The organism is Cytobacillus sp. IB215316 (genome assembly GCF_033963865.1).
GTDB classification, from domain to species: domain Bacteria; phylum Bacillota; class Bacilli; order Bacillales; family SM2101; genus Nanhaiella; species Nanhaiella sioensis.
Genome location: NZ_JAXBMC010000002.1, coordinates 506646 through 527600, shown reverse-complemented (window position 1 = coordinate 527600; position 20955 = coordinate 506646). Strand labels below are relative to the sequence as shown.

Annotated in this window: 17 protein-coding genes and 1 pseudogene; 9 read left to right on the top strand and 9 right to left on the bottom strand. The window is 34.2% G+C overall.

Annotated features, from left to right (window positions below; translation table 11 throughout):
• Positions 1 to 136 precede the first annotated feature (136 nt).
• Both SLH48_RS06760 and SLH48_RS06755 read right to left on the bottom strand, forming a co-directional pair.
• Positions 137 to 895 (bottom strand): glycerophosphodiester phosphodiesterase, encoded by a 759-nt coding sequence (locus SLH48_RS06760; protein WP_214482014.1) that lies wholly within the window; start codon positions 893 to 895, stop codon positions 137 to 139.
• Positions 896 to 1371: 476 nt separating this feature from the next.
• A complete protein-coding gene (locus tag SLH48_RS06755; protein ID WP_320257510.1) occupies positions 1372 to 2445 on the bottom strand; it encodes an S-layer homology domain-containing protein in 1074 nt (357 codons plus the stop codon).
• A gap of 668 nt (positions 2446 to 3113) precedes the next feature.
• Between SLH48_RS06755 and SLH48_RS06750 the strand changes: the two genes are divergently transcribed.
• From SLH48_RS06750 to SLH48_RS06735, 4 genes are all read left to right on the top strand, one after another.
• On the top strand, positions 3114 to 3269 hold the full coding sequence (locus SLH48_RS06750) for a hypothetical protein (RefSeq protein WP_214482021.1): 156 nt from the start codon (positions 3114 to 3116) through the stop codon (positions 3267 to 3269).
• Between the two features lie 36 nt (positions 3270 to 3305).
• Entirely contained in the window at positions 3306 to 6623 is a 3318-nt protein-coding gene (locus SLH48_RS06745) for an efflux RND transporter permease subunit (RefSeq protein WP_320257509.1), read from the top strand.
• A gap of 187 nt (positions 6624 to 6810) precedes the next feature.
• Positions 6811 to 7686, top strand: a complete 876-nt coding sequence (locus tag SLH48_RS06740) for a TetR/AcrR family transcriptional regulator (RefSeq protein WP_214482024.1) — start codon at positions 6811 to 6813, stop codon at positions 7684 to 7686.
• Between the two features lie 11 nt (positions 7687 to 7697).
• Positions 7698 to 8597, top strand: coding sequence for a fumarylacetoacetate hydrolase family protein (locus tag SLH48_RS06735; RefSeq protein ID WP_320257508.1), 900 nt, complete (start codon positions 7698 to 7700; stop codon positions 8595 to 8597).
• A gap of 57 nt (positions 8598 to 8654) precedes the next feature.
• On the opposite strand, the gene SLH48_RS06730 is transcribed toward SLH48_RS06735, so the two are convergent.
• The gene (locus SLH48_RS06730) at positions 8655 to 10514 is read right to left on the bottom strand and encodes a DNA ligase D (RefSeq protein ID WP_320257507.1); all 1860 of its coding nucleotides are present in this window, start codon (positions 10512 to 10514) and stop codon (positions 8655 to 8657) included.
• Between the two features lie 160 nt (positions 10515 to 10674).
• On the opposite strand from SLH48_RS06730, the gene SLH48_RS06725 reads away from it, so the two are divergent.
• Positions 10675 to 11079, top strand: coding sequence for an S-Ena type endospore appendage (locus tag SLH48_RS06725; RefSeq protein WP_320257506.1), 405 nt, complete (start codon positions 10675 to 10677; stop codon positions 11077 to 11079).
• Between the two features lie 91 nt (positions 11080 to 11170).
• On the opposite strand, the gene SLH48_RS06720 is transcribed toward SLH48_RS06725, so the two are convergent.
• Both SLH48_RS06720 and SLH48_RS06715 read right to left on the bottom strand, forming a co-directional pair.
• On the bottom strand, positions 11171 to 12622 hold the full coding sequence (locus SLH48_RS06720; RefSeq protein WP_320257505.1) for a hypothetical protein: 1452 nt from the start codon (positions 12620 to 12622) through the stop codon (positions 11171 to 11173).
• A 186-nt stretch (positions 12623 to 12808) separates the two neighbouring features.
• On the bottom strand, positions 12809 to 13210 hold the full coding sequence (locus tag SLH48_RS06715) for an S-Ena type endospore appendage (protein WP_320257504.1): 402 nt from the start codon (positions 13208 to 13210) through the stop codon (positions 12809 to 12811).
• Positions 13211 to 13385: 175 nt separating this feature from the next.
• Here SLH48_RS06715 and SLH48_RS06710 point away from each other — a divergent pair, with 175 nt between their 5' ends.
• On the top strand, positions 13386 to 13925 hold the full coding sequence (locus SLH48_RS06710; protein WP_320257503.1) for an HAD family hydrolase: 540 nt from the start codon (positions 13386 to 13388) through the stop codon (positions 13923 to 13925).
• A gap of 50 nt (positions 13926 to 13975) precedes the next feature.
• Here the strand turns inward: SLH48_RS06710 and SLH48_RS06705 are convergent, their stop codons facing one another.
• Positions 13976 to 14830 carry a Ku protein gene (locus SLH48_RS06705; protein WP_320257502.1) on the bottom strand — a complete coding sequence of 285 codons (855 nt, stop codon included), beginning with the start codon at positions 14828 to 14830 and terminating at the stop codon, positions 13976 to 13978.
• Between the two features lie 555 nt (positions 14831 to 15385).
• Here SLH48_RS06705 and SLH48_RS06700 point away from each other — a divergent pair.
• Positions 15386 to 16483, top strand: a complete 1098-nt coding sequence (locus tag SLH48_RS06700; RefSeq protein WP_320257501.1) for an SDR family oxidoreductase — start codon at positions 15386 to 15388, stop codon at positions 16481 to 16483.
• Positions 16484 to 16897: 414 nt separating this feature from the next.
• On the opposite strand, the gene SLH48_RS06695 is transcribed toward SLH48_RS06700, so the two are convergent.
• From SLH48_RS06695 to SLH48_RS06685, 3 genes are read right to left on the bottom strand one after another with little or no spacing between them, the layout of a single operon-like run.
• On the bottom strand, positions 16898 to 17551 hold the full coding sequence (locus SLH48_RS06695; protein WP_320257500.1) for an ABC-2 transporter permease: 654 nt from the start codon (positions 17549 to 17551) through the stop codon (positions 16898 to 16900).
• A gap of 2 nt (positions 17552 to 17553) precedes the next feature.
• Positions 17554 to 18414, bottom strand: coding sequence for an ABC transporter ATP-binding protein (locus tag SLH48_RS06690; RefSeq protein ID WP_320257499.1), 861 nt, complete (start codon positions 18412 to 18414; stop codon positions 17554 to 17556).
• Positions 18407 to 18784, bottom strand: a complete 378-nt coding sequence (locus SLH48_RS06685) for a GntR family transcriptional regulator (RefSeq protein WP_214482049.1) — start codon at positions 18782 to 18784, stop codon at positions 18407 to 18409. The genes SLH48_RS06690 and SLH48_RS06685 overlap by 8 nt, the downstream gene beginning before the upstream one ends.
• A 585-nt stretch (positions 18785 to 19369) precedes the next feature.
• Here SLH48_RS06685 and SLH48_RS06680 point away from each other — a divergent pair.
• Together SLH48_RS06680 and SLH48_RS06675 are read left to right on the top strand one after the other, a co-directional pair.
• On the top strand, positions 19370 to 19963 hold the full coding sequence (locus tag SLH48_RS06680; RefSeq protein ID WP_214482050.1) for a DedA family protein: 594 nt from the start codon (positions 19370 to 19372) through the stop codon (positions 19961 to 19963).
• A gap of 296 nt (positions 19964 to 20259) precedes the next feature.
• A pseudogene (locus tag SLH48_RS06675) lies at positions 20260 to 20886 on the top strand (TerC family protein).
• Positions 20887 to 20955 lie beyond the last annotated feature (69 nt).

Genomic DNA, 20955 nt, shown 5'->3' with positions numbered 1-20955 from the left:
GAAAAGCAACACTTTGCGAAAGCATACAAAAAGTAAAAAAACGACAAACTCAAGTTTTATAGATGGCTTTTTCTTTTTCTAAAAAACTACAATTAAAGCGAATCCGATCTGGATTGTAGTAAACATAAAAAAACCATTAAAAAAGAAATCTCTTTTTAATGGAGGAGGACATCTTTTTTCTAATTTTAACAGCTGTATTAGGAACATCTGTAATGATTCCATCAACTTTCCATTTGTAGTACAAACGAATAGATAATGGTCTATTGACTGTATAAGTTCTAAGGGTCATGTTTTCTTTACGACATTCGTCAACAAATTGCTTGCTTAAGAGGTTATGCTTGACATGTATACTCTTTGTGCCAGCATTTTTTGCACTTTCCCATGCTTTTTGTAATCTAGATGACACTAAAAACGCTGTATCTAGCTGAGGGTCAATCTTCATAACATTTTTAATACTATGATGATTAAATGAAGAAATGACTGTTCGGTCATCTACTTTGTATGCCTTTAACATGTCACAAACGATTTGTTCAATGCCTTTATATTCGATGAGGGAATTTTTTAATTCTAGGTTTAATAGCATTTTTGTAGTTGAAAACCAGCTTAGAAAGTGATCTAAAGTTGGAATTTTTTCACCCATATGCAAAGGCGTAAACCAGCTCCCCGCATCTAACTCTTCCAATTCTTTTGCAGTGTAGTCTTTTACGTAACCTACGCCGTTTGTCGTCCTGTTTAATGTTTCATCGTGAATAATCACAGGGATATTATCTTTTGATAATTGAACATCAAGTTCAATCCCATCTGCACCAAGCTCTTCTGCAGTTAAGAATGCAGTCATCGTGTTTTCAGGAGCTAATTTACTTGCTCCGCGATGGGCGTATACGAGAGTAGACATAAACCTCCCACCTTTTTTTACAATATTATACGCATGTAAGAAATAGAAAGTGAGTAAAGTAAAGGTTCTTTTCGTAAACTATGTTGCTTTTTTCACTTACATTAGAATAATTGATGTATAACTTTTATAGTTTTATAAAAAGGAAAGTGCACCGGTCGTATAGTTGCATTTGTATTTAGCTCATATTATGAAAAGCAACGATTAATACGAAAACATCTAATAAATACGATTTAATCAATATTACTGAGAGAGTGTGATCTGATAATTATCTTACCACAATACTTCCTATTTGTTCCAAAACTTATAACAAACAACAAAATAATGATTTTTTGTAAACGTGAAAAAATATTGGTGGCTAAAGAAATGATGAGGAATATATAATTGAGGTATTTGAAAAGAGTTATCCTACTTGAGCACATCTCTAATACAAAAGCAGGATAACTCTTTGTATCTAGCCGAATTTCTTCGTACGTATCTTACTCAGCACTTGGGGAAAAAGCGTAGATTTTCCATGTGTCTTCTTGCATATCTTTTTTCAAATAGTACTTACCTTCAGCATTTTTAGTTGATGTTACATCTAAATCCAAATCGCTGTTTTTAATCTTGATTTCATAGTTTAAATCCTTGATTTGTACTGTAACGTATCTATCAGTTGATGTTGTTACTAATAAAGAAAAATTGTTGTCCGCATTAATTGCAAATTCAACAACTTCTTCTTTCATTTGTTTAACAAGGGATTTATAGCTCTCTACTGCTGCTATTCCTTGAGCTTGATAAAAGCCGATCGAGTCATTTATATATAATTGCTCTAATTCATCAAATGATTGGTTTGTCGATAATTCATTTTCATTCTCTATATATGATCTTAAAAACGAGGTAATTTCATCATTAGTCGGTACATTTGCTAGCTCTTGATTTAATGATCTATAGATCATTACTACTGCTTGAGCTCTTGTTGCATGATCCCTAGGTTTGAAAGTTTCATCATCATACCCTTTAACAATTCCTAGTGAACTTGCTTTTTCGATGTCTTCATACGCCCAGTATGAATTTGTAACGTCCGTGAACGATTGTTCGTCACTTTGTTCAAAAGATATTGTATTTTCAAATGCTCGTACGATCATAGCTGTTAGTTGGTCTCTTGTAATTTTTTCATACGGTGCAAAGCTGCCATCTTCTTTCCCATTAACAATGCCAAGGTTACTTGCAACATTTACATATTCATAAAACCAATCATCAGATGTGACATCAGTATACGTTTTACCTTGTTGGCTAGTTTGTAGACCCATTGCATTAACGAGTATTTTTACAAATTGGGAACGGGTAACATTGTCATTAGGTCTTATTTCCATATCATTTTGGTTATTTAAATAACCGTTAATAATATCAGCTTGTATAAAATGATTTATTTCAGTGTAAGCCCAATAATCTTCCTCCAAATCAGTTGGAAGATACGCAGAGACAGGTTTGTCTTGAGCAAAAACAGTCTGCATAGGAACACTTAACAGAACGAGTATAAAAGCTAAGAAGATTCTAGTATATTGAAACATTGTTTGCTCCTTTCTAAACAAATGTTGTTACATATAAATTTTATCTTGGTAGAGAATGTAAATCATTATTAAAATAATGGAAAAACCAGAGTGGAAAGGAGCGAAGTGTAAAATATTTAATCCCTATTAGTAAACTTTACTAATATTACGTTTAAAAAGTTTTAAGCAACTGTTTTCATGTTATAGAAGGGAAGCTAGCAGGATTACTAGTTTTATACGGATCCTCTCTTAATTAGTGACTATTTTCACATTGATTGTTATTCTTCGTTAAGAAGTAAACTCCTACACAACTAGAGTTCGTTCCATCTTTTTCGCTTGTAAAACGAATTCAAGCTGTTAAAATTCATTTTTAGCATATGTTTACTTTGAAGACAACAGCAACAAAGTTTACATAAAGACCATAATTAACATAACAACAATATATTACAAAATTAACCAGTGCTTAATATTTGAACCGACGAGTCATTTGTTGTATGATATACCCGTGACTTATTAGTCATATTGTAAAGTGAAAAGGATGAATTTTTACTGTTTGTGAGCTAGTACATATATTAGTTTTGGTGTTTTGGGAGTTGAATATGTGTGACTTCCTCTTGTATGCAAGCTTTTATTCATGTTTGTGATTAAATGCACGTGATGGAGGTAAAAATTGAAGGGAGCGATGACTGATGGGTCAATTTAAAGTTCGGTCCGAAAAATTAATTGCAGAGTTGATTAAACAAGGAGTGAAGATAGAACTATCAAAACCGAGGGCGGATTTATCTTCACTTAAGACATTCAAAGAAATGACTAGTAAACAGTCAACAATTATTCATGATTGGTAAACAATAATAGATCAAATTACCGGAAGGGGAGCAAAAATGAAATTAAGTGATTTTTCCATTAGGAGGCCTGTATTTACACTAGTATCTATGTTACTAGTCATTATTTTAGGCTTTGTTTCACTATTAAATATTCCACTAAAATTAATACCTGATATCAAGCCGCCAATCGCGGTTGTAGTTGCATCATATCCTGGTGCGAGTCCAGCAGAAGTTGTTGAAAAAGTAACGAAACCACTTGAAACTAATCTTTCAACTCTACCTGGGCTAAAGACGTTAACTTCGACATCACAGGAAAGTGCAAGTTTAACGTTAATGGAATTTTCATGGACGACTTCTATTGAGGATATTGAAAACGAAGTACGTAGTAGAATTGATCAGACACAACTTCCAGACGATGCAGGAAAACCAAGCTTTATGAAGTTTGATCCGTCACAGTTTCCAATTATCCAAATGTCTGTCACAGCAAACGCTAATGATAAAAAAGAATTGCAAAGTTTAGCGGATGGACTATCTCAGGAATTAACAAAAATAGAAGGTGTTGCAAGTGTTAATTTATCTGGGAATACGATAGACGAAATTAAAGTTGAGCTTGACCAAGGTTTACTCCAACAGTATTCATTAACTCAAAATGATATTGTAGATCTGTTGAAAGCACAAAATATTTCTTTGCCAGGAGATACGATTTTAACTGATGGGAAGGAGCTGACTACTAGGGTTATAAGCTCGATCATATCAGTGGATATGCTGAAAGACATAGCAATTACAGTAGATCCAACAACTGGAGAAAAAGTTACTCTTGGTGATATAAGTGAAGTGAAAGTTGCTCCACAAAACGAAGATACAATTACTCGTGCAAATCAGGATCCAGCTTTACTAGTTAGCGTACTACAGCAGTCCGATGCAAACACAGCCTCTGTTTCAGCGGCATTTAAGGATAAACTTGATGACATCCTTGGCAAAGAGAAATATGAGGATGTAGAAGCCCAAATTTTATTTGATCAAGGTGATTTTATACAAGTAGCGATTGATAATATATCGACTACACTTATACTAGGTGGACTATTTGCGATGGTCGTATTATTCTTCTTCCTTCGTAATGTAAAAAGTCCGTTTATTATTGGAGTTGCAATACCGTATTCAGTTATATTAACTTTTGTACTCATGTATTTCTCAGATTTTTCATTAAACATCATGACACTAGGTGGGCTTGCACTAGGCATTGGGATGTTAGTAGATAACTCGATAGTTGTTATTGAAAACATATACCGGCATTTATCAATGGGGAAGGACCCAAAAGAAGCAGCCTCTCATGGCGTAAAAGAAGTAGCAGGTGCCATTACAGCTTCAACATTCACAACTATTGCAGTGTTTGTTCCAGTTGTCTTTATTACAGGTATTATTGGTGAATTGTTTACTGAATTTGCAATGACTATTGCATTTAGCTTGTTTGCATCATTAGTCGTAGCATTAACAGTTGTACCGATGCTTGCAAGCCGTATGTTAAAAGCTCCAAAAGAAAATAAAGAGAAAGTACGTCGAGACTCTCCATTTATGAAAGGTCTTGATCGTTCAATTAAGTGGGCTCTTCGTCGTAGAGCTGTTGTATTAATTATTGCTGTTGTATTTTTAGGATCTGGACTCTATGGAATTACAACTGTAGGGATGGAATTTTTACCAAAAACTGATGAAGGCTTCTTTACTATTTCAGTAGAGTTGGAAAATGGTACAGCGTTAACTGAGACAGACAAAGTAGTTGAGCAAATAGAAAACGTGCTAGCAGATGAAGATGATGTTGATGTGTATGTCAGCTTGCTTGGCTCTACACAAGAAAATTCATTTAGAGGTACCAGTCAAGGGAATATTGCTGAAATTTCTGTGAAAATGAAGGACTTTGATGATAGAGAGCGTTCTACATTCCAATTTGTTGACGATGTGAAACGTGAGATTGAAAAAGAAGCCGAAAGAGCAAACTCAACAGCAGAAGTTTCATTCAATTTGCAATCAACTACTGGTTCTGCGCCAAATACACTATCTTTTAGTGTGAAGGATATTGATAAGGAACGACTAGAAGATGCTGTAACACAAATTTATGATGAACTTCTTACGATAGATGATGTAACAGAGCTCACAACTGATTTAAGTGATACGGTGGAAGAAGTACAAATGACAGTTGATCGTGAAAAAGCATTTGCGAATGGCTTAGCACCCGCTCAGATTGCTATGACTGTTAACAATGTGACACGTGGAGTAAATGCAACTAGAATTACCGATGAAAATAATGAAATATTCAACGTGCACGTTAGCTATGATAAAGATATTACATCTAACCTCGATCAATTAAAAACTCTGTTAGTGAAGAAGCCAGATGGTTCATATATTCCTATTTCGGATGTAGCTGAAATTACTATTGGCGAAGGTCCTGTTAACATACAGAGGATCAATGAGCAAAATGCAGTACAATTTACGTTGAAATATGCTAATTCAACCAATTTGGGTGCAATTTCTAGCGAAGTCGATGAAAAGATAGCTGATTTAGATTTAAATGATGAAACCGAGATTACCTTCGGTGGGGATCGAGACCTATTAGAGTCTTCTATCGATGATATGGTATTTGCGTTTATTTTAGCGATTGTTTTTGTTTATTTAGTCATGGCAGCTCAATTTGAATCATTAAAATATCCGTTTGTAATTATGTTTACCGTTCCATTAATGGTCATTGGGGTATCCATTGGCTTAACAGTTACAAGGGTTCCTGTAAGTTTAATGGCGATTATTGGCTTGATTGTACTAGCTGGTATTGTTGTAAATAATGCGATTGTGTTAATCGATTATATTAATCAGAAGAAGAGTGATGGCTATAAAACGTATGATGCAATCGTAGAGGCGGTTAAGGTTAGGACGCGTCCGATATTAATGACAGCTACAACAACTATATTAGGTTTATTCCCGTTAGCACTTGGACTTGGCGAAGGTACGGAAATGAATCAGCCGATGGGTATTACAGTTATTGGTGGGTTATTAAGTAGTACATTCCTAACATTATTCGTCATTCCAGTTGTGTATAGCTTCTTTGATAAAGAGACGAGAAGACTGAATAAAAAATACATTACACCTGATGGACATCTCATTCCGGCATATTTATTAGATGAAATTCACGAAAAGCCAGAAGTCAAAGAACAAGCTGAACAATTACCACCAGTAGAAGATACAATTTATAGCGAGGATAATTTACCAGTTGAACAAAAGGAACACAAAAACGAAGACATGGTATCTATGCTCGAAAATATATTAAAGTTAGTAAAGGATCAAGAAGAGAAAAAGAATGACAACCTAAAAGAAGATAAAGAGAAATAAAATATTAAAGACTACAATGAACAATGTAAAATAGGTGGAGTTGACTTTCTCCACCTAAAACTTAATTAATCTAAATAATATTAGGGGAAATGACATTCTTTTTACTATTAATATTAATTGTAAATGATGCTGTCCTACTATAGAAGGTCAGCCCCTCTTTCATTTTAAGGATATAGGAAGTGATTGGATGAAAGATAAAAAAATATTCATCCTAGAAACTGCGATGAAATTGTTTGCGCAAAATGGATACCATAACACCTCAATGCAGGAAATTGCCCATGAAAGTGGCGTGGCGAAAGGATCATTATATAATTATTTCTCTTCTAAAGAAGAACTGTTTTTGTCAATTTTTAAGCATTTTTATGAGCATTTTACAAAACAAATGTCTGAGCAAATCAACGATGAAGTCAAATCTGAAAGAGACCGTTTTATTATTCAAATCCATCGCCAACTAAAAGAATTTACGAAGTATCGAGACTTTTTACAAATGCATATGAGAGAGAAAGCCTTTCCAGAGAGGGGCAAAATAAAAAGTTATTTATTTCAAATGCGAATAGAAATGTATCGCTGGTACAAAAGTCGCATTCTTGCTATTTATGGAGATGATATTCGTCCATTTGCTTTTGATTTAACTGCTATGTTCAGTGGGATGCTCGTAGAATATTTATCCTTTCTCATATTTGACTATCAAAAACTTGATTTAGAAAAACTAGCTGGATACTTAGTAGATCGATTGGATGACCTTGTAAAAAGTGTTGCAAATAAGCATGAGGTTATTATTAATGAGGACTCTATACGTCAATATTTTAGTCACCTTACAAATGATAAATATCAAGAAATCGTCCATATGATTTTGCAAATGAAGGAAATAATTATTGGTGCAAATTTAACAGATGATGATGAGAAACACGCGCTGGAGACGTTAGAAGTTTTACTAACGCAGTTTCAAAACAATGATGAATCTCCGCGAGTAGGAGTAGTACAAGGCTTATTGCTTTTTTTAGAAAAACTACAGATAGATGACATGATGAAGTATATTACATCTATTCGCAGTTTGATATAGGAGGGGATCGTATGCGCTTTGTGACGGCAAAGAAGGATGACCGCTTGTTTGTAGGTACTGTAAATAAAGAAATGACAGAAGTGCTAGATTTAAACGCCACTGAACAGGACGCTTTTACTGATAAATTAATTCCAGAATCATTGCTACAGTGTATCCAACTTGGTCATATGTTTGAAGAACGTGTTCAACAGATAGTAAAGTGGGCTAAGCAAAACAACAACAATGTTTACACTTTAACTGATGTAGAGTTGTTAGCACCCATCCCAAGACCATCGAAGAATGTATTTTGTGTCGGCAAAAACTATGCTGACCATGCGATAGAAATGGGAAGTGCAGCGGATATTCCAACCGATGTAATGATGTTTTCTAAAACTCCAACGACTGTCATTGGTACTAACGAAATCGTATTAAATCATCGAGATATAACTAACCAGCTCGATTATGAAGGGGAGCTTGCAGTCGTTATCGGTAAGAAGGGGAAGGGCATCTCAGAAGATGAGGCATTAGATTACGTATTTGGATATACTATAGTTAATGATATTACTGCAAGAGATTTACAAGCGCGGCATAAGCAGTTTTTACTGGGAAAAAGCTTGGACACTTCATGTCCAATGGGACCAGTGATCGTTCATAAATCGCTCGTCAAGCAGCCGAATCAATTAAACATTGAGACGAGAGTGAATGATGAGGTACGTCAGAGTGCAAATACAAAACAATTTATTTTTTCTATTGAAAAGATTATTTCAGTACTTTCTCAAGGTACAACGTTAGAGCCAGGAGATATTATTGCGACAGGAACACCAGCAGGTGTCGGTAAAGGCTTTAGTCCTCCTAAGTTTTTACAACCTGGTGATGTTGTAGAAGTAACTGTCGAAGGAATTGGTACTTTATCCAACTCCATAGAAAAATAGAGGATGTCAAATAAATTTTCATGTGAACTGCTAAAAAGGAGATTTCAGTTGCAACATCTACAATAAACTCTTATTTGACCCTAAAAATTTCAATATTTGTTCAAAAGGCTGTTTATTATCTACTTGATGAAAAGTATGTAATGGACAGCCTTTAGTTGTTACTCTTTCTATGATGGATTCCATTGGAAAATGCTCGATTTTTAATTGATGATTAACCTCATGCCAAAAAAGAGGCGTTGCCACATATGCACCTACATTTCCTCTTACGGAATATGGTGCAATAATTGTTTTACCTTCAGCGTGCTGAACATAGTCGATATATAAGCGATTATCCCGCTTTTTTTTCAAACGTTCTACCGTAAATTTCTGTGGGTCATTTTCTATTAAATAATTTGCAATAAATCGAGTAAATAGCCGTGTATCATGATAAGAAAATGTGTTGGGTGGTAATGGTATATATACTTGTAATCCTTTATTACCTGAAGTTTTCACAAACGATTGAAGCTGTAATTGATCGAATATTTTCTTCATCAATAGAGCTGCTTGGACTGCAAGTTTAAAATATTGCCTAGAGGGAGGGTCAAGATCAAAAACAATTTCACTTGGACCCTTTGACTTAATGCTATTAAACGGCACGTGAAATTCAATTGCAAGTTGGTTTCCGAGCCAGGCTAACGTTTCAGCATTGTTACATATGATGTAAGTAATATCTTCATGTTTAATAGTTTGAACAAAGTCAGGAGCATATGCTGGACAGTTTTTTTGATAAAACTTTTCACCATACATCCCGTGCGGGTAACGGATTGTAGTTAATAATCGATTTTGTAAAAAAGGAAGCATGTAGTTTGAGATGCTGTTTAAATAATCGAGATAATCGCGTTTAGTAATAAACCTCTCTTTCCATAATCTTTTTGCTGGGTTTGTTACTTGAACAACGGTAGTAGATTCAGGCTGGTTTAGCTGTTGTTCAACGTCAAGCTTTTCCCATGTACATACATTTACATTTAAATCTGTTAAAAACCTTGAAAATATTGGTTGTCTTAAACTACCATTATAAACTTCCAGATATTTTAGCTCTACACATATACTAGGCTGTATGCAAACAAATTGAGTTGTTTCAGTTTGTTTGTTGTCTTGAATTACTTGAGAAAGTGTAGATCTTTCAACAGGACTCAAACCGTGTGAAAATAAACCTATTTCGTAAATGCTACCCTCCCGAAAGAGACCTACGTGAAAGTAGCCATTTGATTTTTCATATTTCGTCACAAAAAACTGACCTATTTTCCAGTTTTTCACCTTTATCCAATGCGTCGTTCGTTTCCCAGCTTCCCATTTACTATGTATTTGTTTCGCAATAAGCCCTTCACCGTTATGTAACTGCACTTCATTCCATAAGGAATCAAAATGACAAGATTCACTAATAAGTTGAATAAGATTTTCCCTATCCATTGTGACAGTAGTAGGGAGAGCAAGCTGTGAAAATAAGTGATGTAATTGTTCCTTGCGTTTAACGTAAGGTAGATGTGTCGTCATATTACCGCTATATTGTAGCAAATCAAATACTAAAAAATGGGCTGGAGCCTGGATAAGGCTGTGTTTAATTCTTTCTTGATCTTTTAAGCGACCCCTAAATTGGATTTTAGAGAAATTAGCTTTTATAGATGAATCCAAAATACATATCTCACCATCTAAGATGAGAGGAAGAAATGACTCAATCTTCTCCAGCCTCATGCTCTCCACAAATGATTTTATTTCAGGGAATTGGTTTAGTAAATTATTCCCGTTACGACTCATTAACTTACATTCATTATGCTCAATAAACAATAGCCCTCGAAAACCATCGTATTTGACTTCATAAGTCCATTCTTCTCCTTTTGGAGGGGTAAATGACAATGTTGGAAGCATCGGCTTTATCATTAAAACTATCTCCTTCAAATATATAATCGATTCAAATAAAGCTACATTTCAACATATGATATTCAATAAGCTTTTACAATGAAGAGTTATATTAATGTTATTTGCACCTCCTTAATAAAAGATACATACAATAGCCTAGATATATTATGAAGTGAAGGAGATGACAAAGTTAGTGAATCATAACAAATGTAGCTGTAATCATCATAAAACAGGTCCAAAAAAGCAAGATTGTTTCATTAAAGATGAAATATGTGGAAATTTCACAATAAATTGTGGATGTAAGGACGATGTATGGACATCTCCTTCATTCCCTGTATCGGGTTCTATTACTGTGTTTTACGAATCAGGTTGTGCTGGGACATTATTAGTAAATATTTTCTCTGGAATCAATAAGATAGACACATTAATGATTCCGCTTGCATGTGAAGGTAAAAATGGAAACTCAAAATCAATCACTCTAAAAAACTTCAATCGGCTAGAAATTTGTTGCTTAGGAAGTTGTCATGATAAATGTAAAGCTTGCATCGGAAGGTTTTGTTTAAATATAAATTATCGATGTATGTAACCTATATTTACAATTAAGTGTTAATATCAATGGACACCCCAATGTTAGCAATGATAGAGGTGTCCAGTTTAACTTGTTTATTTTGAATTCTTCAATGACATTGACAGCTATCAAATTTTTGTTGACAGGTTTTACATACCGTTGATAAAGTTTGGTTACTTATAACTTCTCTGCCACAGCTAAATTCCACTATTGCTTCATTTAATAAAAAACAATCTGAGCGGATGACTTGAACTTTAAATTCTACGGTAGTAGTAGCGTTTACAGGAATAGGGTTGAGGTTAATTCCAATGTTTGGGTCTTCGCCTGGGGCGGGAATATTGTTAATAACCACACTATTAGGGATGAATATTGCTCCTGAAGGAACAATGTCTGTTAAAACCACATCTGTTGCAACAACAATTCCAGTATTCGTAATCGTAATTGTGTATGTTAAGATTTCTCCAGGGACAGCAAAAGTTTTATCAACAAATTTTTCTACTTCTAGAACTGGGTCACCTTCGTCAATTTGAATACCTAATGCATTTGGCATGTAAGCATCTTGTGTTGACGTAAAACGGAAAACAGCCGTCATTTGATTATTAGGTAACAAATTCATTGTACTTATATTAGTAATATCCCACCCTTGCCGATCAGCATTCATATTTGTTCCTGCAAAAGCATCAGGATTTCTTGTACCAAATGTACCATTCGTATCTATCATCCCATCATCCCCATTAATTTGTGAAGCAAAGAAATTATTCGCAGGGTTATTAGGACCTGATAACACGGTTAAGCTACCAGCATTTGGACCAAACAAAGCTTGATCATTCGGAATAACAGCATCTCCTTCTCCAGCGCTGATTAATAAATTGACATTTACATCTCCAACTGGTGGAGTGATAAACCCACCCACATTAATATCGATATTTTGAGCAGCATTAACAATCCCTTGTGCTCCTACAAACAAAGTCATTGACCGAATCGGAAGTGTTACATCTTCATACACAACTGCCAAAGTCCACCCAGTGTGGTTCGTATCTTGTGTTGAACCAAATGATGGGTCAACTAGACCTGGGACTTGCTCAACGGAATAGGTTCCTCCACCTCCTGCTTGAACCATAGCCGTAACATCTTGAGAGCGCATGTAGAAACCTTTTGTTACACCGGCTGATGTAAACATGGGTTGATTCGCTGTTGCTGGGTCAGGTGCAATAGGGTTAGTATTCAGGTTAGGGTCAGTGAACATTACTGAATTATTAATGGACGCACTAATGTCTTCATCATCTGTTAGATAATTTCCACCCCAAATTAATTCAGCATATAGCACCGTGCTCCCAGCAGGCAAATTTAAATCAGCAGCTGAACCATTCTCAGTGAAATTTAACGTCGTTCCAGCAGGGAAGGTTGGTACCATTAAACCATTATTTAGTGAAGTAAATGCACCTATACTCCCTCTCATACCTGCTAAATTTTGATTTATTAATTGGCTCAAACCTAGTGTGTTTCCCGTAAAAGTTATCGCTCCGCAAGTCGTTGTTGAGAAACGAGTGATAAATGGCATTTTTTTTCAACTTCTTTCGTGAGGGTATTATAAATCAATGAGCAATAGTTGTATAGGAAAGACACCCTTTTTTATGGGTGTCTAAATAATAATTAATAAAATAGGCTTTAAAAAGTAATCGATTTAATAAATGAATTTGATGAATGTGTTACACTTTCTAATTTACATACATGAAATTCGTACATATTAAGCAAATGAAATATATTGGAGGTCTACCTCAAGCGTTCCAGTACAGAAGTCCAATGGATCGGGTCCATCACAAACAATAAACATACGTTGTAATTGACTTACTTCAACAATGATAGAATCTTGAGCGATAATTGGATAAGGGACAGTGCCTGCTTCATCTACAACAGTAAGGGTTATTGTACAGTCTCTACTCGTATTGATCAGACTTATAAAACCACTTGCCAGTTCACTAGGTGTGATCTGTGGTTGTGGTGCAATATAAATATCTGTTTCTGTCGTATTATCACACGGACTTCTAACTGGTGTGCACCTTTTTATAGCAATTAGTGGTTGATTAGGAAAAAAATTTTTATCACATGTCACAGGGCAGCAAAAATTATTCGTAGAACAGCTACTCATTAATCATCATCTCTCCTTAATATTTTTGTCTCTATACTGTACGTGACGGCTCAATCAATTGCTTATACGTTTGTCCTAACTATTTATAGTTGCCTTAACTATTTTTGAATAACATAACTACTTTTGAGTTAAGATGATAATATTTTGTAGCCCAAGAAAGAGGAGGATGAATGAGGTGCAAAAAGCCGTTTTTTTAGATCGAGATGGAGTCATTAATGAGGTGTTGTCACATCGTGTGAAATTTGTAAATAAACCGAGTGATTTTTATTTATTGGATGGCGTAGGTGAAGCGATAAAGTTGTTAAATCAAGATAACTTTAAAGTCTTTGTCGTAACGAATCAAGGTGGGGTTGGGTTAGGGTATATGAAGGAACAACAGCTAATACGTGTACATGAGAAAATGAAGCTTGATTTGAAGGAATACGGAGCGATGATAGATGATATTGCTTATTGTCCCCATAAACCTCATGAGGGATGTGCATGTCGAAAGCCTGAACCAGAGATGATTACGAATCTTGCTCAAAAATATAACATCGCGCTTAAAGATAGCTATATGATCGGAGATCGTGATGTGGACATTTTTGCAGGTAAGTCGGCAGGGACAAAAACCATCTTAGTTGGAAATGATGAACAGCTTGGATTAGCTGATATGTGGTTTGCAAATTTATTACTTGCTGTTAAGTGGATTATAGACGAAGGAGAACGTGTGACGTAATGGATATAACCTAGGCGAGAAGAATTCCCGCCTGATTTTAGTAATTGTTTCTATGATGTTACCTTCTTTCGTGATGTTCTCTGTTTTGTTTTTGTAGTACCTTTGTTATTAGCTGGCGTTGTAGATTGTGGTTGTTGTTTAGTTCTGTCAATGCTTGCTTGCAATGCACTCATGAGATCAACTACATTCGTTCTTGGTATATCGTCAACAGTAGTCGTTTCATCGGTGTTAACCTTTTCCTCGATAAGCTCCATTAATGCAGTACGATAATCATCCGTATATTTGCTTGGGTCAAAGTCTGTCGTTAATTGATCAATTAATAACATAGCAGTATCAAGCTCTTTATTATTAATCTCTATTTGTTCTGGTATATTTGGCACGTCACTAACATTTCGCACTTCATCTGGATAATGGATCGTTTCCATGAGGAGGCCATCATGATATACCCTAACAATAGCTAGATGACGCTTTGAACGAATAGTTATTTCGGCAATGCCAATCCGTTTAGAGTTGACAAGTGCTTCTCTTAATAAAGCGTATGCCCTAGTTCCATTATCATTTGGACCAATAAAATAGGATCGATTAAAATAGATAGGGTCAATATCATCTAAATTAACAAAATCAATAATTTTAATACTTTTCTCCTCATATTCCTCTTTTAATTCTTTCATTTCTTCTTCAGATAAAATGACAAATTTTCCTTTTACATATTCATAACCTTTTACTAGGTTATCATTTGTTAGTTCCTCATTACATATTGGACAGATCTTCTCATATTTAATTGGAGTTTTACATTTTTTATGTAACGATCGGAATTTAATATCTTTATCTTCAGTTGCTGCATATAGTTTTATTGGGATCGTTACAAGCCCAAAACTAATTGACCCCTTCCAAATTGTGTGCATGACAACGCCTTCCTTCCAAAGGTTATATAATGTTAGCATTAACAACAAAAGGAATATGATAAGTTACAATCTTTTCCTTGATAATTTTTAAGTGCAGACAAATACAGCCTTAATCAAAAAAAGAGCTCTTTTCAAAAGCTTTATTGTTGTTTTGTATAGGCTGTTCGCATTAATAGTTGCATTTTGTAAAATGAGCTAAACACGAATATAACTCATGTTCGTGGCATCTTTTTTTCCCTTTGAACAATAACAACCATATCATACACATCAGTTGCTCAAATGTAAGTGATAATAAGAAGAAAGAAATTGAAAAGATCCTTTTCATAAGCTAAACGATGGATTTAGCCATTTGTCTTGATTTATAAAACAAAAGGTGCCATAAATGTTTGATGTATGTGTGCTTATGTTAAAGGGTGAAAAATGACTATTAATGTGAGTACAGTTTTAAAAAATCTATTTTGTAAACGGTTGCAAAATAGCGTAAATACGATAAACTAAAGTTAGGAAATGAATTCTGAATGTTTAGATAAGGTATATTGTATGGGGGGAGAAACGATGGGGAATACTTACTTTTTCACAGGCTTTCCTGGGTTTATTGCAAGTCAAATTATTCGCTATATGATGAAGGAGAGCTATGAAATTGATCATATTTATGCACTTGTTTTGCCTGATATGATTAACGAAGCTGAAAAGGAAATAGAGAGGCTATCTGAAGATAAGTTAATTGATAAGACTCAATTTACCATTTTACCTGGTGATATTACTAAGGATAATCTAGGTATAGCTGATGAGTATATGGCCTCACTAAGGACTACTGTTACACATGTTTTTCACCTAGCAGCTATTTATGATCTAGCAGTACCAAAAGATGTTGCATACCTTGTAAATGTACAAGGTACAAGTATGGTGAATGAATTTGTAAAAGAAATGAGCAAGCTTCAAAGATACATTTACTTTAGTACAGCTTATGTTGCAGGAGACCGTGCAGGAACAGTTTTGGAATCTGAATTAGAAAAAAATCAAACCTTTCAAAATTACTACGAAGAGACGAAATATGAAGCAGAAGTGCTTGTTAAAAAGATTTTCAATGAAGTTCCTACAACCATCATTCGTCCTGGAATTGTTAAAGGGGACTCTATAACAGGGGAAACAATAAAGTTTGATGGACCGTATTTTATCTTGAATTTTCTGGATCGCTTGCGCTTTTTACCTATCTTGCCTAACATTGGCAGAGGTCAAGTAGAGCTGAACCTAGTGCCTGTTGACTATATTATTGCTGCTTCCTGCTATCTAGGTCACGCTAGTGTTGGGGAGGGGAAAACATATCATTTAACAGACCCTTCTCCGTATAAGGCTAGTGAAGTTTATACAATGTTAATGGGTGAACTCTTACACAAGAAACCGCGTGGTAGAATACCAATTTCTTTAACAAGAGCTTTCTTGCAGATTAAAAACTTGCGTAAAGTATTAAGAGTGGAGAAAGAATCTCTAGACTATTTTTCGTATGAAGCAAGATTTGATTGTTCTACTGCTAAAAATGATTTAAAAGGTAGTGGAATTACTTGTCCTGATTTTAAATCTGGTGTAAAAGAAATGGTCGCTTATTATAATGAACATAAACATGATAAAAATAAACAACTTATTATTAGATAGTACCATACCATAATGAAACATGATTTGTTAGCTTGTTTACTACTCATTGTTAGTTTGGAATAAAGTTGGATCAAAAATACTATAAACGAGTACTTTGTAATAAATAGATAGAATCCATTTTGATTATAATTGATTGATCAAAATGGATTCTTATATTTTATAAGACTGTTTTCGCATTGTTTTTAGTACTAAGAAATAAATACTTATAAGGAAAGCGCTCGTGGGATCTTTTCTCATTTAAAATGAGGTCAATTGCATAAATATAGAATCATTTAACATAATGTTAAACTACTCTTTATACTATGAAATAATAAACACCAACTATTAGTAGTATTATTACAACAACGAATATTACATTAATCCATTTTTTTCCTAGTTTATGGAATATTCTTACAAACATAGATTTCCCCCCTTTTATATATTTCTACGTTCGTAAACAACAATAGAAAGAACCCAAGACATGATTATTAACATTAAACATATGGTTGATATCCAAATTGACAGAGATATTACATTGTAACTCATTAAGTCGGAGAGTATTAAACCGATGTTTATACCTATCCATTCTAATATTCGTAAACCTAATATGATTACTCCACCTATCGTCAATATAACTATTAAATCTAGGACCTGTACTATACGTGATCCTGTCATGAAAAAAATAGGAAAATAAATACTATAAAACAGAAGTAAAATGAGAATAGATATTATTACAGATTGAACACTAAACCAAGGGAGTTCATTTGCAGGAAGAAAAAAACCGGTGATCCACCACCATAAGGTGGTTAGAAAGAAGGAGATTGCCATAAACATAAAAATTCCTATATATTTTGAGGTTACGATATCCCTCCTTCTAAGTGGAAAAGAAGCCAACAATCGACTATTATTATTTTTCTCATCAGATTTACTAGCGAGTACAATTAAGAAGTGGCTAAATAGTGCTGCAGGAACAGCAAGAGGTAAACCTTCAAAAGCGCCTAATAGAAAAAAGAAAAAACCGATAAACACAAAACCAAGAAATATAAACCTTTTTTGAATTTGTATGTCTTTCAAAAGTAACTGCATCATTTTTAACAATCCCCCTGTGTATAAACCAATATATCATCTAATGTAGGTTTCTCTACAACAACTTGACTATCAAATGAGTTTTCAGAATAGATGTTTTTTGAAATTAAACCTTCGAATCCTAGAGGTGATTGCTGTAAACCTATTAAATGTTTTTTCATTGGTTGGGATGCAACAGGCCCTTTTAATATAAAATATTCATCTAACAGCTCCTCTTTACTACCACTAAATATTAATTGTCCGTTACTTATATAAACAATGTAATCTGCTATTCGTTCTAAATCTGTACTTATATGAGTTGAAAAAAGAACAGATCGATTTCCATCTTGGATATAATCACTTAATATCGATAATACTCTCCTTCTAAACACTGGATCTAGCCCAGAGGTAGGTTCATCCATTATTAATAAATCAGGTTCATGTGCAAGTGCAGCTGCTAAGGAGAATTTGATTTTCATTCCTTTTGATAAGTTACCGATTTTTTTTCGTTCTGGCAATTTAAAATCTGTTAGATATTGTTTGAAAACAGCATGGTTCCAATTTGAATAAAATGATGCGATGATCTTTCCCATTTCCTTTATTGAAAGATGGTTATAATAAAAGTCTTCATCGTATACAAAACCAATTCTTTGTTTAATTTCTCTTTCCCATGCTCCCATCGATTTGTTAAATACAATAACTTCTCCTTTATCAGGGGGAATTAGGTTCATAATTGCGTTAATTAACGTTGTTTTACCAGCGCCATTCGGCCCAATTAAACCGGTGATAAAACCACTGTTAATCTTAAAATTTAAATCATTCAAATTAAAATCCTTATAAGATTTAGAAAACCCACAAAACTCAATTACATGCATATAATTATTCATCCTCTCCATACAAAAATGTGAGCATATTAATTAATTCCTCGCGGTTGATTCCTAAAACTTTGCTTTTCATAATAACTTGCATTAATTGATTTTCTAACCCGCGGCATTTGTCTTCTCTGATTAATTCTTTTGTGTTACCTGAAACAAAAGTTCCTTTGCCAGCGACGGATGTTAAAAGACCTTTTTTTTCCAACTCATCATATGCTCTTTTCGTTGTTATCACACTTATCTTCAAATTCTGAGCAAGGTTTCGAATAGAAGGAAGAAGTTCCCCTTCTTTAAGATGTCCTGTCAGAATTTGATTTTCAATTTGCTCCACAATTTGAGAATATATTGGTAATTTTGAATTTAGAGATACAGATAAATGCATAGTTTCACTCCAAAGTCCTTTAACTGTTTATATTGTATATATACAGTATATATGATAGTTATTTGATATTCAAGAAATAATTCCCAATAATAAAAAAGTTTCTAAAGGAACTGTTTGCATCCTGCTTTTTTTTATGTCATTTTTTTAATTGCTTAAAAATATACTTTGGTACAAGGCTCTTTTCGTAAACTTTGCTGCTTTTTCACTTACAATTGAGTAGCTGATGTGTTGATATTATTTTTTTAAATCTTTAGAGAAGAAAAGATGTCCCGAACAATAGTGATACGCTGTTTAGCTTTCATTACGAAAAAAGCAATTAATACGAAAACAGCTTTGTACGAAGATAATTACAAATAATGATTCTTTTTATGTTTATATGTCATGTCATTAAATTCAACTTGTTTATTAAAATAGCAGACTAACTCTTATTTGCTAACACAGCTAACATAAGTCTATTTAGTCAGAAAATAGGTGCTGTGAAATCTATTGTTTATATGATTATTTCTTAGTACGAAGCACAACAAACTATTAGAAAACAGTTTTTTTTATTACTAAAAACGAAAATAGTGAATGTTGGTGGTATATATGGAAGAATTAATTTTATTATTTGTTGAATGGCTAAGAGAATTCTCGTATTTTGGGATTTTAATTGCATTAACATTTGAGTTTGTACCTGCTGAATTAGTTCTTCCTTTAGCGGGCTATTCTGTGTATCAAGGAGTAATGAATTTTTGGCTAGTTGTGTTAGCTGGAACCATTGGAGGAACGCTTGGTCCATTAACATTGTATGCACTTGGACGTTTTGGTGGAAGGCGGTTCCTTACATCGTTTGGAAAGTACTTTTTTATACGTGAAAAGGAGCTAACAAAAGCAGAGCGATTCTTTGATAAACACGGCGGGATTGTAGCTTTTACTGCTAGGTTTTTGCCTGGAATTAGGACGATCATTTCAATACCTTGTGGATTGGCAAAAATGAATGTGACAAGCTTTAGTTTATATACGTTTGCGGCTACACTTCCTATCACATACTGCTATGTTTATATGGGGTTCAAATTAGGCACTAGATGGCAAGATATTGCACAGATAGCTAATAGATTTATGTATATTGTAGTTATTATTATTATCGCCACCATCATAATTTACGTTATGTTGCATACTCGAGAAAATCGAAAAACTTGACAGTGTCTACATAATAAATGTTCGTTTTTTCGACAAAGGGGAGTAGCGTTAAGGGATGCCCTTAACGTAAAGTCGTCAATACATGGATAAAAATCTATCTGCTTTGTTGGAATACTTCATGTCTAGCAAGACCTTTTCCTAATATGGCAAAGGTCTTTTTGCGTTTGCTAATTATGCCCGGTCGTCGTTTGAAAGCAATTGACCACCTTTTTGATCTGTAATAGGTTGAAGAATCAAATGATCATTAGGAGGGATATAATTTAGATCTTTCAATATTGTAAGAATATGGGTGGGATCTGCCCATTATAGTTGTACTAGAGGGAATATTAGCTGGAGCCAATGCATTAGTTGTGGCAGTTATTGTCAAATATTTGCCTCACACAAAGCAGAAGAAATCTTTATTTTATGGCTTATTAGGTGCCTTGTATTTAATATTTATTTCTGTTTACTCCTTAATAAAAATAACAAAGTATAAGAACAAACCTGTACTAAAAAGCGGGTAACTGTGTTAAAGGTTGAGCTTGCGGATATCCCTTTTACGATAGACTCTCTTTTAGCTGCTATTGCATTAGCAATTACTCTTTCTCCGTCTCATCTCCCAATGATAGGTAGATAGATGGAGGCAGTTTTTAGTCACTTTTATTGGAGGCATGTTTGGTTTAATCATTATGCGTTTTGCTGCGAGCTGGTTTGTTAGGTTACTTAAAAACAGCCATGGTCTTGAGACAACCGTATTTCTGATAGTAGGTTGGGTAGGTGTGAAATGAAGTACTCATACGTTAGCACATGTGGTGGTTGGTCTGATCTCATCCCATTTTCTAGAGTCGGTTTTGTGGAAAACAATTTTTTGTCTAGGGTTGTTATTGCTTGCAGGTGGTGGTTGGTTACGATCTAGTAAAAAGCAACATGTCGTAAAGAAATGATTGATTAAGTAAATACCCAATATGCCGTATTGAAATATTTAGAATACTAAATATATTAAGTTTCACCCC